The 14,444-nt window shown below is 48.3% G+C and carries 16 protein-coding genes; 12 read left to right on the top strand and 4 right to left on the bottom strand.

Annotated elements, in window-relative coordinates:
* The first annotated feature begins 125 nt into the window (after window positions 1–125).
* From Q0R17_RS04415 to Q0R17_RS04435, 5 genes are all read left to right on the top strand, one after another.
* The gene (locus Q0R17_RS04415; protein WP_293932478.1) at window positions 126–995 is read left to right on the top strand and encodes a 3',5'-nucleoside bisphosphate phosphatase; all 870 of its coding nucleotides are present in this window, start codon (window positions 126–128) and stop codon (window positions 993–995) included.
* Between the two features lie 3 nt (window positions 996–998).
* Entirely contained in the window at window positions 999–1,622 is a 624-nt protein-coding gene (locus tag Q0R17_RS04420) for an L-threonylcarbamoyladenylate synthase (protein WP_293932479.1), read from the top strand.
* A 130-nt stretch (window positions 1,623–1,752) separates the two neighbouring features.
* Window positions 1,753–2,394 (top strand): site-2 protease family protein, encoded by a 642-nt coding sequence (locus tag Q0R17_RS04425; protein WP_293932481.1) that lies wholly within the window; start codon window positions 1,753–1,755, stop codon window positions 2,392–2,394.
* Between the two features lie 34 nt (window positions 2,395–2,428).
* A complete protein-coding gene (locus Q0R17_RS04430; RefSeq protein WP_293932483.1) occupies window positions 2,429–3,631 on the top strand; it encodes a tryptophan--tRNA ligase in 1,203 nt (400 codons plus the stop codon).
* 276 nt (window positions 3,632–3,907) lie between these two features.
* Entirely contained in the window at window positions 3,908–4,246 is a 339-nt protein-coding gene (locus Q0R17_RS04435; protein ID WP_293932485.1) for a hypothetical protein, read from the top strand.
* A 1-nt stretch (window position 4,247) separates the two neighbouring features.
* Here Q0R17_RS04435 and Q0R17_RS04440 read toward each other — a convergent pair whose 3' ends face one another.
* Entirely contained in the window at window positions 4,248–4,529 is a 282-nt protein-coding gene (locus Q0R17_RS04440; RefSeq protein WP_293932487.1) for a GIY-YIG nuclease family protein, read from the bottom strand.
* 5 nt (window positions 4,530–4,534) lie between these two features.
* Here Q0R17_RS04440 and Q0R17_RS04445 point away from each other — a divergent pair, with 5 nt between their 5' ends.
* From Q0R17_RS04445 to Q0R17_RS04455, 3 genes are all read left to right on the top strand, one after another.
* On the top strand, window positions 4,535–5,284 hold the full coding sequence (locus Q0R17_RS04445) for a transferase spermidine synthase (protein WP_293932489.1): 750 nt from the start codon (window positions 4,535–4,537) through the stop codon (window positions 5,282–5,284).
* A gap of 74 nt (window positions 5,285–5,358) precedes the next feature.
* Window positions 5,359–5,586, top strand: a complete 228-nt coding sequence (locus tag Q0R17_RS04450; protein ID WP_293932491.1) for an RNA-binding S4 domain-containing protein — start codon at window positions 5,359–5,361, stop codon at window positions 5,584–5,586.
* Window positions 5,587–5,592: 6 nt separating this feature from the next.
* Window positions 5,593–6,066: a WbuC family cupin fold metalloprotein gene (locus Q0R17_RS04455; RefSeq protein ID WP_293932493.1), complete on the top strand. Its 474-nt coding sequence runs from the start codon at window positions 5,593–5,595 to the stop codon at window positions 6,064–6,066.
* 218 nt (window positions 6,067–6,284) lie between these two features.
* Here Q0R17_RS04455 and Q0R17_RS04460 read toward each other — a convergent pair whose 3' ends face one another.
* From Q0R17_RS04460 to Q0R17_RS04470, 3 genes are all read right to left on the bottom strand, one after another.
* Window positions 6,285–7,604: a replication-associated recombination protein A gene (locus Q0R17_RS04460; protein ID WP_293932495.1), complete on the bottom strand. Its 1,320-nt coding sequence runs from the start codon at window positions 7,602–7,604 to the stop codon at window positions 6,285–6,287.
* Between the two features lie 137 nt (window positions 7,605–7,741).
* Window positions 7,742–8,350 carry an outer membrane lipoprotein chaperone LolA gene (lolA, locus tag Q0R17_RS04465; protein WP_293932497.1) on the bottom strand — a complete coding sequence of 203 codons (609 nt, stop codon included), beginning with the start codon at window positions 8,348–8,350 and terminating at the stop codon, window positions 7,742–7,744.
* 71 nt (window positions 8,351–8,421) lie between these two features.
* Window positions 8,422–9,111, bottom strand: coding sequence for an OmpA family protein (locus tag Q0R17_RS04470; protein WP_293932499.1), 690 nt, complete (start codon window positions 9,109–9,111; stop codon window positions 8,422–8,424).
* Window positions 9,112–9,458: 347 nt separating this feature from the next.
* Here Q0R17_RS04470 and gyrA point away from each other — a divergent pair, with 347 nt between their 5' ends.
* From gyrA to serC, 4 genes are all read left to right on the top strand, one after another.
* On the top strand, window positions 9,459–12,128 hold the full coding sequence (gene gyrA, locus Q0R17_RS04475) for a DNA gyrase subunit A (protein WP_293932501.1): 2,670 nt from the start codon (window positions 9,459–9,461) through the stop codon (window positions 12,126–12,128).
* Window positions 12,129–12,209: 81 nt separating this feature from the next.
* Window positions 12,210–12,668, top strand: a complete 459-nt coding sequence (locus Q0R17_RS04480; RefSeq protein WP_293932503.1) for a PaaI family thioesterase — start codon at window positions 12,210–12,212, stop codon at window positions 12,666–12,668.
* A gap of 61 nt (window positions 12,669–12,729) precedes the next feature.
* A complete protein-coding gene (locus tag Q0R17_RS04485) occupies window positions 12,730–13,146 on the top strand; it encodes a PaaI family thioesterase (protein ID WP_293932505.1) in 417 nt (138 codons plus the stop codon).
* Window positions 13,147–13,158: 12 nt separating this feature from the next.
* Window positions 13,159–14,241, top strand: a complete 1,083-nt coding sequence (gene serC / locus Q0R17_RS04490; RefSeq protein ID WP_293932507.1) for a 3-phosphoserine/phosphohydroxythreonine transaminase — start codon at window positions 13,159–13,161, stop codon at window positions 14,239–14,241.
* The last annotated feature ends 203 nt before the right edge of the window (window positions 14,242–14,444 follow it).

The following is a 14,444-nucleotide window of genomic DNA, read 5'->3' on the forward strand; positions in this document are numbered from 1 at the left end:
CTATTAGAATTTTTAGTCCACGAAAAATGCTAAAGAGCCTGCAAGGCGACTAATACTTCAGGTTTATGTTGGTGTATTTTATGGACCATTTGTTATTTGAAAGTGTGTTGTAACAAGGAAAAAGCATGACCCCCGTCGATTTACATTGCCATTCAAACCATTCCGATGGCTTGCTGCCTGCGCGCGAAGTGGTGCGTAAAGCGCATGCGCGGGGGTGTCAGTTATTTGCACTTACCGATCATGATGAAACCCGTGGCTTGGCCGAGGCAGAGGACGAAGCAGCGCTTCTGGGGATGAAGTTTATCAATGGCGTAGAGATTTCAGTGAGCTGGGGTAAGCATATTCTGCATATCGTTGGCCTAGGGTTTGATCGCCATAATGAGGCGCTGCTCGCAGGGCTTGCCACTGTGCGCTCTGGCCGAGGCGAGCGTGCCGAGCGCATGGCGCGTGAGCTAGATAAAGTAGGTCTTCATGGCACTTTAGCAGGGGCGCAGCAATACGCCGATAACCCCGCTATTTTAAGCCGCGCACATTTTGCGCGGCATTTGGTCAATACCGGCGTATGTAAAGATATGGGCACGGTGTTTAAACGCTATTTGGTGCGGGGCAAGCCAGGCTTTGTAGAACACGAGTGGGCGCGTTTGCACGAAGCGATCGAATGGATTACGGGTGCAGGCGGCATCGCCGTTTTGGCCCACCCAGCCCGCTATGAAATGGGCAATGAAACCTTGCGTGTCTTGCTCACCGAATACAAACGCTTAGGTGGGCAGGCCATTGAAGTGGTTTCTGGCTGCCATGGTATTCCAGATGCCGCCCGCTTTGGCCGCTTGGCACAGGAATTTGGCTTTTTGGCCTCTTGTGGTACGGATTATCACGCCACGGGTGAAGGTGCGCGTGAGCCTGGTTTAAACCCAGATCTCCCTATGGATTGCGTACCGGTTTGGTATCGCTGGTTGCCGCCAGAGGCAATGCATTCTCCAATTTCAGTAGGTTAAATAATGTCTCAGTTTTTTTCTATTCATGCAGAAAACCCGCAAGCCCGTTTAATTAAGCAAGCCGTTGATATTCTCCGCAAGGGTGGGGTGGTGGTTTATCCCACCGACTCCTGTTATGCCATTGGCTGTAAGCTGGATTCAAAAGACGCATTAGAGCGGATTAAGCGCATTCGTCAGCTGGATGATAAACATCACTTCACCTTGGTTTGCAGCGATTTATCGCAAATTGGCACCTATGCTAAAGTTGATAATCGGGTGTATCGCATTCTTAAAGCCACCACGCCGGGTAGCTATACTTTTATCTTAGAAGCCAGCAAAGAAGTGCCGCGCCGCGTTTGGCACCCTAAAAAATCGACCATTGGCCTGCGTGTGCCAGATCATCCCATTGCCTTAGCAATGCTAGAAGAATTGGGTGAGCCGATTTTATCCTCTACATTGATTCTACCCGGTGACGAAGAGGCCATGACGGATGCGTGGGAGATTCGTGATCGCCTTGAGCATGATGTTGATTTGGTGATTGAAGGTGGTTATTGCGGTATAGAGCCAACGACCGTGGTGGATTTATCCAGTGAAAGTGCCGAGCTGCTACGAGAAGGCAAGGGTAGCCTAGCGCCTTTGGGCTTGTAGATTAGGCGTGTTTTAGCATTGTTGCATCTCTTGCTCGCGATCGATGCGAGGTTTGACAGGCTGTTAGATGGCACTGCCAGTGCGCCGTGTTGAGCTTTTTTTGCCCACCTACTTTTTGCTAAGGATTTAAATGGAATTCAATTTGATTCAAAAAATCGCCATTTGGGCGTTGCCGGTTTTGTTTGCGATTACTGCACATGAAGCCGCCCATGCCTTTGTGGCTAAAAAATTGGGTGATCCAACTGCCTATCTATTAGGGCGGGTGACATTCAATCCTTTAAAGCATATTGATCCTATTGGCACAATTTTATTGCCGCTTATTTTTCTTATTCTGCCTGGTGGATTTTTATTTGGCTGGGCTAAGCCCGTGCCAGTTGATTTTAGCCGTTTAAATAATCCTAAACGCGATATGTTGTGGGTGGCCGCGGCGGGGCCAGCTTCTAATTTTGTGATGGCGATTATTTGGGGGTTGCTATTTAAATTGGCCGAAGGCTTAGATGGCAACTCGTTTCAATTACCCTTGGCGTATATGGCCCAAGCGGGGATTAGTATTAATGTGGTGTTAATGGTGCTAAATCTTATTCCCATCCCACCGCTTGATGGGGGACGGATGTTGCTATCGGTCTTGCCCAATCATTTGGCCGCAAAGCTGGCCCGTGTTGAGCCTTATGGTATGTTTGTTTTAATAGGCTTGCTAGCAACAGGGTTATTAAGCGGTATTATGGCTCCCTTTATTGCGCTGGCTTACCGCTTAGTGCATTTTATTGTCTAGTTTATATTAGGTTTTTCTCTTTATAGGATTTGCGATGTTCCCCGATCGAGTTCTCTCCGGCATGCGCCCCACTGGCAAGCTACATCTTGGGCATTATCATGGTGTGCTCAAGAATTGGGTGCAGCTACAGAGTGAACATCCCTGTTTGTTTATGGTGGCCGATTGGCATGCGCTCACAACTAATTATGATGATGTTGGCGAGATAGAGAAAAGCGTTTGGGATATGGTGATTGATTGGATTGCCGCTGGGGTCGATCCTGCACAGGCAACTATTTTTATCCAAAGCCGTGTACCAGAGCACGCGGAGCTGCATTTGTTGCTTTCTATGGTAACGCCGCTCTCGTGGCTAGAGCGTGCGCCCAGCTATAAAGACCAAATCGAGAATCTGAGCCATAAAGATTTGGATACCTATGGCTTTTTAGGCTATCCGCTGCTGCAGGCCGCAGATATCTTGTTATACCGTAGTAATTTAGTCCCAGTTGGGGATGACCAAGTGCCGCATATTGAAATGACGCGGGAAATTGCGCGGCGTTTTAACCATGTCTTTGGCAAAGAAGCCGGCTTTGCAGAAAAAGCCGAAGCTGCGATTAAAAAAATTGGCGGCAAAAAAGGCAAGCTTTACGATGATTTACGCACTCGCTACCAGCAGGGTGGCGATGTTGAAGCATTAGAGGCTGCTAGAGCTTTATTGCAAGATACTCAAAATTTAAGTTATGGCGATCGAGAGCGCTTATTTGGTTATTTAGAGGGCGGTGGCAAAATGATCTTGCCCGAGGCGCAGCCGCTGCTGTCTAGCGTGCCCCGTTTGCCTGGTTTAGATGGGCAAAAAATGTCTAAGTCTTACGGCAATACCATTGGTCTGCGCGAAGATGCTGATTCTGTGGCAAAAAAAATCAGGCAAATGCCAACTGATCCAGCGCGTGCGCGCCGCACCGATGTCGGTAATCCTGAGCGTTGCCCTGTGTGGAAGCTGCATCAGGTGTACTCAAATCAGGCGGTGCAGCAGTGGGTGGTAGAAGGCTGTAAAAGTGCAGGGATTGGCTGTATTGAGTGTAAGCAGCCGGTGATTGATGGGATTGTTGCGGAGCAAAAGCCCATGTTTGAGCGTGCCCAGCCCTATGTTGAAGACCCCACCTTGCTTAAAAGTATTGTGGCAGATGGCTGTGAAGCTGCTCGTGATATGGCTAGAGATACGATGCGCGATGTGCGCGAAGTAATGGGCTTGTCTTATAGCTAAGCACTAGCAAATTACAATGATTGGCGGGTTAGAAACACTAAGCGTATTAAAAAAAAATGTAATACGCATGATGGGAGCTTGATTCACTTTATACTTTTTATCTTGATGATGTCTCTTGCTCATTTTTTTATTTGTTTGAGATGGTCAACGTTTAGGAATATAAACGCGTAGGGGCGCAGCAAGTAGCGCTGGTATAGGCTAGTTCGATTCCAATGTGCATTTGCTCGTGAGTTTATATTTTTTTGTGGGCGAAATTTTTAAAATGGAGGTCAAATCATGACGCAACGCAGTGTAGCATTTCCTATTGTATTAATTGCAATTGGTGCGGGCTGGCTGGTGAATGAGCTGCAGCTTATGCCGCAAATGGGCACCTTAATTATTTTGGGCTTGATTGCTGCAGGTGTGGCTGTACTGGCTTTTGAAGGGATTAATAAATCTAGTGTTGTGACCGCCCCTATGCTGATTGCGACAGGGTTTGCCGTGTATCTTAAAGATTATCATGGCCTAGGCTTAAAGCTGGCGATTCCGGCTTTAATGGTTTTGGCTGGTTTATTGATGCTATTGGCAAGATCAGTGCATATTCGCGAGCGGGTTGAGCAAGACGAGCAGCCATAAACTAACTCAAGCTGTGTTTTTGCGCAAAAGCGCGTTTTTGTGCGGCCGTCCATTGCTTGATGGTGTACTCGCTGCTGGCAGCGCTAGCGCGGTCTTTAAATTCAATCACGGCCAATAATTTTTGTGGTGGGCGGATGCGCGTATAGCGGGCGCCTTTGCCGCTAACATGTGCGGAGTAGCGTTTTTTTACATCAACGGTGATTCCTGTATAAATTGAATCATCCTGACATTCGATCAGGTATAAAAACCATGGCTTATTCTGCGTGGGTAATTCTTTAGGCATAGTTAATGACCGCAATTCCTGAATATTTAGAGCAAGACCTTTATCTTACGACAGTAAATGGTCTTAAGTCTTTGCATTTTGATGAGCAATCGACACAAAGTGCGATGGATCTCGATGATCCTTATGTTTTGGCATTGGGTTATTCGCAAACGATGATGGGATTTTTATTATTTAACGCTCAGCCTGCCCATGTGCTTATTGTAGGATTAGGGGGTGGGTCTTTGCCTAAATATTGTTATCGGCATTTGTCTGAATGTAAAGTCACTACCTTAGAAATAAGCCATGAAGTGATTGCGCTGCGTAATGAATTTTTTATTCCGAAAGATAATCAGCGATTTGAAATTATTCAAGCAGATGCGGTTAAATATATGGCCGATGGTTTAGCCAGTGCCGATGTGATTATGCTGGATGCGTATAACAAAGAGGGCCTACCTGCCGAGCTGGCAAGTGAATCTTATTACGATCATTGCCGAATGGCGCTTTCAGAGCAAGGTGTATTAGTGATTAATTTATGGGGCACGGATGCTAAATTAAGTATTTATTTAGAACGCTTAAAGCGCATCTTTAATGGCCGTATATGGTATTGCCGTGCATTTAATAGCTATAACGTGATTGTATTTGCAAGTAATGATGAAAATCATAAAATAAATTGGATTAAATTATTATTTTTAGCCTCTAAATTAGAGGCCGATCATGCTCTGGATTTGCAAGGTATTGTACGGCGCTTGCGTGCTGGTTTGGTTTATACCGGGTGAAGTTTTAAAAATAATTATTAAGAAACGGGTATCATTCCAGCCCTTAATTGGGCATTAAAATAAGAGATCATGAAATGCAAGAATTTGAAGTAGAACTGAGTAATGAATTTATCGAGCTGCATAATCTACTCAAAATCACTAATGTTGCCAGCTCTGGTGGGCAAGGCAAGATGATTGTGGCATCGGGGGATGTACAGGTGGATGGGCAGCAAGAGCTGCGTAAGGCGTGCAAAATTCGTGCTGGCCAAGTGGTGCAGGTGGGTGATGCAATTTTGATTCGCGTTGTTGCGGCTGCTGAGTAAATCACGATGAAACAAATTACCCCAGCCCATATCGCCCAGCTTGCTGATGCGGCGCAGGCCTCGCCACGCCGTCGTGCCAATCTAAATATGCATGCCGAGCTAGCCGACCCCATTCAACGGCTGGCGATTGCGATGGAGCCAGATACCTTGGTGCGCCCGCATCGCCATCCGCATACTTGGGAGCTGCTCTATCCTTTGGCGGGGCGATTTGTCGTGTTGCATTTTGATGAAGCAGGCTATGTGATTGAGCGTTGTGTTTTAGGGGCAGAAGCTGCTGTATTAGAAACCCCAGCGGGGGTATGGCATGCGGTATTGTCTTTGGATCAGGGTGGGGTGATTTTTGAAGTCAAGCACGGCCCATATCAGCCGATTGCTGAAGCAGACTTTGCCGCATGGGGCCCTGCCGATGGCGAGGAGCTTGTTCCTGCATTACTTGCTTGGTATGCCAAGGCTCAAGTTGGTGATCGATTTGAGGCTTAGTGGTGTGTCTGCCGAGCTATGGATGGTCCAGACACAAGCTTTTAACCTGTCCTAGGCCCCATGGGCGCTAAGCAAGGTTGAAAAGATCTTTTTCGTGCCGCAAAAGCACGAGGGCTGCACCCGCTCTCAACAAAAAGATGCATCTTGATGCAATGCCGTATTTTGTTATGGCAACGGTTTAAGTTGATGCGCAGGCTGGGCATAAAATCGTGCCTAAGCTACATTTTATTTAGCTTTAGCCATGCGGCGTCTAGCTCGGCAAGGTGGCGTAGTTTCTCGGCAATTTTGGCCTCTAGCCCCCGTGGCGTCGGCTCATAAAAGTGCACGTCTTCTAAACCCTCAGGCAAATAACTTTCCCCCGCGGCATAGGCTTCTGGTTCGTCGTGTGCATAACGGTAGTGTTTGCCATGACCAAGCTCTTTCATTAGCTTGGTGGGGGCGTTGCGTAGGTGTATGGGGACTTCGCGGCTCTTGTCTGTGGCGATGAGTGCTTTGGCATTTTTATAGGCCAAGTAGCCCGCGTTAGATTTGGGGGCGATGGCAAGGTAAATTACGGCTTGGGCGAGGGCTAGCTCACCTTCTGGGCTACCAAGGCGCTCGAACGTTGTGGCAGCATCGTTACAGATCTGCATGGCGCGTGGGTCGGCAAGGCCAATGTCTTCCCAAGCCATACGTACAATACGCCGTGATAAATAGCGTGCGTCACAGCCACCATCTAGCATGCGGGTCAGCCAGTACAGCGCACCATCAGGGTTGGAGCCGCGTACTGATTTATGCAGCGCGGATATTTGGTCATAAAACGAGTCGCCGCCTTTGTCAAAACGTCGGGCGTTGAGGGTGAGGGTGTCGCTTAAAAAGGCTGCATCAATTTGTACACGCTTGGCGGCCAGTGCTGCAGTGGCAGATTGCTCAATTAAATTGAGTAAGCGCCTCGCATCGCCATCGGCAAAGCCAGTGAGGGTATCGATGGCCGACTGCTCAAAAGTCAGCTCTGGCAGACATTTTTGACAGGCCCGTAGTAGTAATTCGGTCAGCTCGGCCTCTGATAGCGTGTTTAAAACATAAACTTGAGCGCGGGAAAGGAGGGCGGAGTTGACTTCAAATGAAGGGTTTTCGGTGGTTGCGCCGATAAAAGTGACAAGGCCTGATTCAACAAAGGGTAAGAAAGCGTCTTGTTGGGCCTTGTTAAAACGGTGCACTTCATCCACAAATAGTAGGGTGTGCCGCCCCATGCTGCGGTGGTTTTCGGCTTCTTCCATTGCTGCGCGAATATCTTTTACGCCAGAAAAAACCGCCGAAAGTGCAATAAATTCTACATCAAAGGCGCCGGATAATAGGCGGGCGAGGGTGGTTTTGCCAACGCCAGGTGGCCCCCATAAAATCATGGAATGCAGTTTTCTGCCTAAAATAGCGGCCGCTAGTGGCTTGCCGGTGCCGAGTAAATGTTGCTGGCCAACGACTTCGTCTATGGTTTTTGGGCGTAATTGCTCGGCAAGTGGGATATGTCCTTTGCCGAGATTGGAAAATAAATCACTCACTGAAATGGCATACCTAGCGATGGTTAACTGATATCAAGCACATGTTTTTTACATAAAACACAAAAAACAAACGTGTAAATGATGCGGATTTATGTGTGTTTTACGTGCATTTTGTAGGTAAAAAAGAATGTTTGTGTTTATTCACGAATTACATCGGCATCTTTTGGTGGGGTGAAGCGAAACTGACTAGCATCAATTTTAGGATTGATTTTTATATCGCTAAAGTAGATGCGGGTGGTTTGCCCAAAATGGTCGTGGAGTTCCATCTGCGTAAGCTGACCTTGGTTAAAGCCAAGCTTGATGGTGTCGAAGGAGTTGTCTGCTTTTTTAGGCTTGGCCTCTAGCCATTCGATATTGTCTTTGTTGGGGAGTGCATTGAGGGTGTAGAGGCGTTCAAATTGATTATTACCCGCCAACAGCGCCGCAGGGCTACTTTCTAGAGCCTTGCCAATATCTTTAACAATGGCTTGTTTTAAGTCTGGATCGTAAACCCAAAATTGTTTACCGTCAGCAAGCAGGAGTTGCTCGAAAGGTTTTTGTGACATCCAGCGAAACAAACCTGGGCGTTGGATGGCAAGAATACCACTGCTGGTTTGTGTTTTGCCTTGTCTATCGCTCACAACTTGTTTAAAGCTTGCTTGCATCGATTTGGTATTGTTTAGATAGTCTTTAAGGCTGTTTGCCGCGTCTGCCAAGGCGATTTGGCTCGTCAGTATTAGCAAAAGGGTGAGAGCAAGTTGACGCATTGGGCTTCTCCAAGCTCAAGTTAAATAGAAAAAAGCCCCGCACTGGCGGGGCTTTTTGCCGTGGCTAAGGATTACTTAGCTGGAGTGATCACTTCTTTTGTGCCTTTGATGTCGATTTCAACACGACGATCTGGGGACAGGCATTCAATCAGCTTAGCGCGTTTTTTGATTTTACCGCATGTGTCGCCAGTAACTGGCTCTGCTTTACCACGGCCTTCAAACTTGATTTGGCCTGCTGGAGCACCCTTAGTAATCAGGTAATCAGCAACAGATTTTGCACGTTTTTCAGACAGTGGTTGGTTGTATTTGTCTGAACCAATGCGGTCAGTGTAACCAATTACAACAGCTTGGCCGTCTTTAGGGTCCATTGCTTTAACTTCGTCGTACAGCTTGTCTAAAGCATCTTTACCAGCTGGCTTCAGGCTTGCTTTGTTGAAATCAAACAGAACGTCTGATTTCAGTGTGAAGTGCTTAGTGTTGATTACTGGTGCAGCAACAACAACCGGAGCTGGAGCTGGAGCAACAACAACTGGAGCAACTACAGCAGCTGGTTTAACGTAGCCATCACAACCTTCAACGTTTGCGGCTTCTTTAGACCATGTGCCTGTACGCCAGCATTCGCCGATACCATTTTTAACAACACCACCTGTGGTGTTTGCATTCTGTGTGTAAGCTTCTACGCCAGCAAATGCAGCAGTGCTCATAGCACCTAAGGCAGCAACAACGGCAAGGCGTGTCAGGGATTGCTTGATCGACAGCATTTTTAATCTCCTAGAAAATCGTTTAGCAAGCTGATATTTATATTGCTTGTAGGTTCTGGATAAGCCTCGCGAGAGGAACCGTCAAGGCTTTTTTTCCATACACGTGCTGCATTCTAATGGTTTCACAATGCTTGCGGCAAATAGTAAGGCTGTAATTTTTGCCGCAATGTGTCTATTTTGTTGTGGAGAGACACTTCAAGCATGGGGTCAATTGGAGCATCTACGCCCCCGTGGTACACTTGATGATCGAACGCGCGTGCTGCAACTAATGTGTTGTGGCATTGCAACGGCACCACCGTCGTCAAAAACGCGTGGTGCGTATTACATGACGCCCCGGCCCCTATCTAATGCTCGAAAACTTTGCCAAAGAAACAATCCCGGTAAGTCTCGAAGAGGAAATGCGCCGCTCTTACCTCGATTACGCGATGAGTGTAATCGTGGGACGCGCATTGCCCGATGTTCGTGATGGCTTAAAGCCGGTACACCGCCGCATTCTGTTTGCAATGCATGAAAGCAATAACGTTTGGAATCGCTCCTATGTGAAGTGTGCCCGCGTGATTGGTGACGTGCTCGGTAAGTATCATCCGCACGGCGATAGCGCCGCCTACGAGGCGCTCGTGCGGATGGCGCAGGACTTTTCCCTGCGTTATCCCCTCATTGATGGCCAAGGTAACTTTGGCTCGATTGATGGCGATTCTGCCGCTGCATATCGTTATACAGAGTGTCGTTTAGAAAAAATTTCATCCGAGTTGTTGGCGGATATCGACAAAGAAACCGTCGATTTCACCCCAAACTATGACGAAAAAGAACTCGAACCTACAGTTCTGCCTACTCGCGTGCCTAATCTGTTGATTAATGGCTCGTCGGGGATTGCCGTTGGGATGGCGACAAATATTCCGCCGCATAATCTCACCGAAGTGGTTGATGCCTGCCTAGCCTTGCTGGCTAATGCAGAGCTAACCATTGATGAGATTATTGACATCATCCCCGCACCTGATTTTCCGACTGCCGGTATCATTTATGGTATTCACGGTGTGCGTGAGGGTTATCGCACGGGCCGTGGCCGCGTGATTATGCGTGCACGCACTCACTTCGAAGATGTGAGCCGCGATAAGCAGGCCATCATCGTGGATGAGCTGCCGTATCAGGTCAATAAAGCGCGCCTCTTGGAGCGTATTGCTGAGCTGGTTCGCGAGAAAACCATAGAAGGCATTACCGAAATCCGTGATGAATCGGATAAATCCGGTATGCGCGTGGTGATTGAGCTTAAACGCAGTGAAGTGGCCGAGGTTATTTTAAATAATCTCTACAAGCACACTCAGCTGCAAGACAGCTTTGGTATCAATATGGTGGCACTGGTCGATGGCCAGCCGCGCTTATTGAATATCAAGCAGGTGCTGGAATGCTTCCTGCGTCATCGCCGTGAAGTGGTGACGCGCCGCACCGTATTTGAGCTGCGTAAAGCACGCGAACGCGGCCATATTCTGGAAGGCTTGGCGGTTGCATTATCCAATGTCGATGAAATTATCGCCTTGATTAAAGCTGCGCCAACGCCAGCGGAAGCAAAAGTGAGCTTGATGAGCCGCACTTGGCGCTCCGAGCTGGTTGAAGAAATGCTCAGCCGCACCGATGTCAGCGCATCGCGCCCAGATGGCTTGGCGCTCGAATTTGGCTTTAGCTTGACCGATGGCTATCGTTTATCCGATGTGCAAACTCAAGCTATCTTGGAGCTGCGTTTGCAGCGCCTGACTGGCCTTGAGCAAGACAAGATCGTGGCTGAATACCGCGATGTGATGGAAAAAGTGCTCGATTTACTCGATATCTTAGCGCGTGAAGAGCGCGTTTCCGAAATCATCGTCACTGAGTTGAACGAAGTCAAAACCGTGTTTGGTGACGTGCGTAAGTCCGAAATCATTGCCTACGGCGAAGATCTCAGCTTAGAAGACTTGATTACGCCGCAAGATATGGTGGTGACGCTGACGCACAGTGGCTATATGAAAGCCACGCCAGCGGATGAATATCGCTCACAACGCCGTGGTGGCCGTGGTAAACAAGCCGCTGCGACCAAGGAAGACGATTTCATCGACAAGCTATTCGTGGCGAATACCCATGATTATGTCTTGTGCTTCTCATCGCATGGCCGCGTGTACTGGCTGAAAGTTTACAACGTGCCACAGGGTGGTCGTAATAGCCGTGGCAAGCCGATTGTTAATCTCTTGCCATTGCAAGATGGCGAGAAAATCAGCGCCATTCTGCCGGTTAAAGAGTTCACCGAAGATCAGTTTGTCTTTATGGCAACCGCAATGGGTACCGTGAAGAAAACATCTTTGGTGCATTTCTCACGCCCAATGAAGAAAGGCATTATCGCGGTTGGCTTGGATATGGACGACTACCTGGTTGGCGTTGAGCTAACGCACGGTGGCGATCAAATCATGATGTTCTCTGACGCAGGTAAATCAGTACGCTTCCACGAAGGCGATGTGCGTGCCATGGGCCGTACTGCTACTGGTGTGCGCGGCATGATGCTGCAAGAAGGTCAGAAAGTGATCTCCTTGCTGGTGGCCGAGCGCGACGATCAGCAAGTGCTGGCTGCAACCGAAAACGGTTATGGCAAGCGCACGCCAGTCGGCGATTACCGCCTCACTAGCCGTGGTACGCAAGGCGTGATCGCCATTGATACCGGCGATCGTAACGGCAAGCTCGTTGCGGCAACGCTGGTTGAAGATAGCGATGATGTGATGCTGATCACAACGGGTGGTGTGCTGATTCGTACCAAGGTGGCTGAAATCCGTGAAACAGGCCGCGCCGCACAGGGCGTACGCTTGATTAATCTGGATGAAGGCGAGCATTTGTCTGGTCTCGAAAAAGTATGCGAAACCGATTCAGACGATGATCTTGAAGGTGATGAAGAGCTGCTAGAGGGTGAAGTGCCTGCTGTTGATGCAGCCGACACAGAAACCCCCGCGGTAGCGGATGATGCACCTGCTGCTGAGGGCGATGCTCCAGATAGCGAGTAATTGTTTTTATCGCAATACAACACTGGCCTGCATGACAGGCCAGTGTTGTGTGTGGATGCTTTTAAAACTAAGGGATGAGCAATGAGCGAAAAAAAGCCGATCGCATCACCTGCATTATTTAAACAAATCTCTGACTGGTTTATGACCCTGCCGCATTGCCAAATATTGGGCTTTAAATTTGGTGACGCACACTATGGCAGCATGACAGTTTGTCTGCCGTTTAAAGATGAGCTGATTGGCAACCCCGCAACGCGGGTGATTCACGGTGGCGTTGTCACTTCTTTGGTGGATTCAACCAGCGCTGGTGCCATTTACACCATGCTGACCGAGCTGGAAGCTATAGCCACCTTGGATTTACGCCTCGATTATTTGCGCCCAGCCAAGCCTGATTTTCCCATTTACTGTACTGCCGAGTGCTATAAACTCACTAAGCAGATCGCCTTTACCCGTGCCACGGCTTATCAGGATGATATTCATGATCCGATTGCCTATAGCGTAGGAACCTTTATGCGCAATTCTGCACGCGAGGTGGTGTCATGAATTTAATCACGCTTGAGGTGCTTAATGGTGTTTCTGGGCGATTAGCCCGCAAGGTGGCCGCATGAGCCCGCCTATTACTGATTTTGCATCGCTTTCTATCGCGGTTGATGCCGTGCCTTATGCCAAATTGCTGGGTATTCAAAGCCGCGAACAAGATGGCCAGCCGCTGTTTTTCTTGCCGTTTCAAAAACACAATATTGGCAACACCATCTTGCCTGCATTGCATGGCGGTGTGATTGGTGGCTTTTTAGAAAACGCCGCTATTTTGCACGTGATGTGGGCCTCTGAGGCGCAAAGCGTACCAAAGATTATTGATTTTTCTATTGATTATTTACGCACTGGGCGGCCAGCGGAGCTTTACGGCCAGTGTGAGATTATTCGCCAAGGTAAGCGCGTCGCCAATGTGCTGATGACGGCTTGGCAGGATGATCGTAGCAAGCCAGTCGCGGTTGCCCGCGCCCATTTTCTACTTGCCTAAGGGATCAACGCCATGACTCAGATTTATAATTTCTCTGCCGGCCCCGCCGTTTTGCCCCGTGAAGTATTGCTCACTGTGCAACAAGAGCTAACCGATTGGCACGGCTCGGGCATGTGCGTGATGGAAATGAGCCATCGCGGTAAAGAATTCACCCAGATTATCCATGAGGCCGAAGCCGACCTTAGAAAACTACTGGGTATTCCTAAAAATTATAAAGTGCTGTTTTTGCAAGGCGGAGCGCATCTGCATTTCTCCATGATTCCGCTTAACTTGCTGCCCGAAAACGGCACGATTGATGTGGTGAATACCGGTCACTGGTCCAAAATTGCCATCAAAGAAATGAAGCGGTTTGCCAAGGTCAATGTGATTGCCTCAAGCGAAGATCGCAACTTTTGCTATGTGCCTGCCGAATCTACTTGGCAACGCTCTAAAGAAGCGAGCCTTTTGCACTACTGCGCCAATGAAACCATTGGTGGTGTTGAGTTTGCTGAAATCCCAAAAAGCGAAGTGCCGCTGATTTGTGATATGTCGTCAACCATATTATCCCGTCCTATGGATGTTTCTAAATTTGGCTTGATTTACGCCGGTGCGCAAAAAAATATTGGCCCGTCTGGCCTTTGTATCGCCATTATTCGGGAAGATTTGCTGGGTAAATCCCGCGCCAATACCCCCACCATGATGGATTACAGCGTGCATGCCGACGCCGAATCCATGTACAACACGCCACCTACATTTGGTATCTACGTGGCAGGGCTGGTATTTAAATGGTTGTTGAATCAAGGTGGGCTGGCGGCAGTTGAGCAAAAAAACATTGAAAAAGCCTCTTTGCTGTATGAAACCATCGAATCATCGAATGGTTTTTATCACTGCCCTGTGGATAAACCGTTTCGCTCGCGCATGAACGTGCCGTTTAATTTGAAAAATGAAAAATTAGACGATGATTTCTTGGCGGGCGCTAAGGCCGCTGGCTTATTGCAATTAAAGGGCCATCGTTCAGTTGGCGGGATGCGTGCTTCCATTTACAACGCCATGCCGATCGAAGGCGTACGGGTTTTATGTGAATACATGCGCACTTTTGCAAAAAGTCACGGTTAGTGATTCGCAGGGTGGGTGAAATATTGGGCTTTCCTTTCCTAAATAATTGAGTGGTTTTTTTTATTAACTGATGTTACGCACCCAAAGCCCGAATCCGTTAACCTTACAACATGAAACTTAAAGAACTTGAACTTTATACCGACTTCCTCATTGCAACTTGCGGCAAAGCAACTGCGACAGGACTGGCCGACGCGCTGGATCAA

It is taken from the genome of Iodobacter sp., assembly GCF_025352645.1.
Classification (GTDB): Bacteria; Pseudomonadota; Gammaproteobacteria; order Burkholderiales; family Chitinibacteraceae; genus Iodobacter.

Coding starts and splice junctions, on each gene's coding strand:
- Q0R17_RS04450 (WP_293932491.1), top strand. CDS start 5,359: ATGCAAGAATTTGAAGTAGAACTGAGTAATGAATTTATCGAGCTGCAT.
- Q0R17_RS04415 (WP_293932478.1), top strand. CDS start 126: ATGACCCCCGTCGATTTACATTGCCATTCAAACCATTCCGATGGCTTG.
- serC (WP_293932507.1), top strand. CDS start 13,159: ATGACTCAGATTTATAATTTCTCTGCCGGCCCCGCCGTTTTGCCCCGT.
- Q0R17_RS04420 (WP_293932479.1), top strand. CDS start 999: ATGTCTCAGTTTTTTTCTATTCATGCAGAAAACCCGCAAGCCCGTTTA.
- Q0R17_RS04485 (WP_293932505.1), top strand. CDS start 12,730: ATGAGCCCGCCTATTACTGATTTTGCATCGCTTTCTATCGCGGTTGAT.
- Q0R17_RS04430 (WP_293932483.1), top strand. CDS start 2,429: ATGTTCCCCGATCGAGTTCTCTCCGGCATGCGCCCCACTGGCAAGCTA.
- lolA (WP_293932497.1), bottom strand. CDS start 8,350: ATGCGTCAACTTGCTCTCACCCTTTTGCTAATACTGACGAGCCAAATC.
- Q0R17_RS04445 (WP_293932489.1), top strand. CDS start 4,535: ATGACCGCAATTCCTGAATATTTAGAGCAAGACCTTTATCTTACGACA.
- Q0R17_RS04440 (WP_293932487.1), bottom strand. CDS start 4,529: ATGCCTAAAGAATTACCCACGCAGAATAAGCCATGGTTTTTATACCTG.
- Q0R17_RS04455 (WP_293932493.1), top strand. CDS start 5,593: ATGAAACAAATTACCCCAGCCCATATCGCCCAGCTTGCTGATGCGGCG.
- gyrA (WP_293932501.1), top strand. CDS start 9,459: ATGCTCGAAAACTTTGCCAAAGAAACAATCCCGGTAAGTCTCGAAGAG.
- Q0R17_RS04470 (WP_293932499.1), bottom strand. CDS start 9,111: ATGCTGTCGATCAAGCAATCCCTGACACGCCTTGCCGTTGTTGCTGCC.
- Q0R17_RS04425 (WP_293932481.1), top strand. CDS start 1,753: ATGGAATTCAATTTGATTCAAAAAATCGCCATTTGGGCGTTGCCGGTT.
- Q0R17_RS04480 (WP_293932503.1), top strand. CDS start 12,210: ATGAGCGAAAAAAAGCCGATCGCATCACCTGCATTATTTAAACAAATC.
- Q0R17_RS04435 (WP_293932485.1), top strand. CDS start 3,908: ATGACGCAACGCAGTGTAGCATTTCCTATTGTATTAATTGCAATTGGT.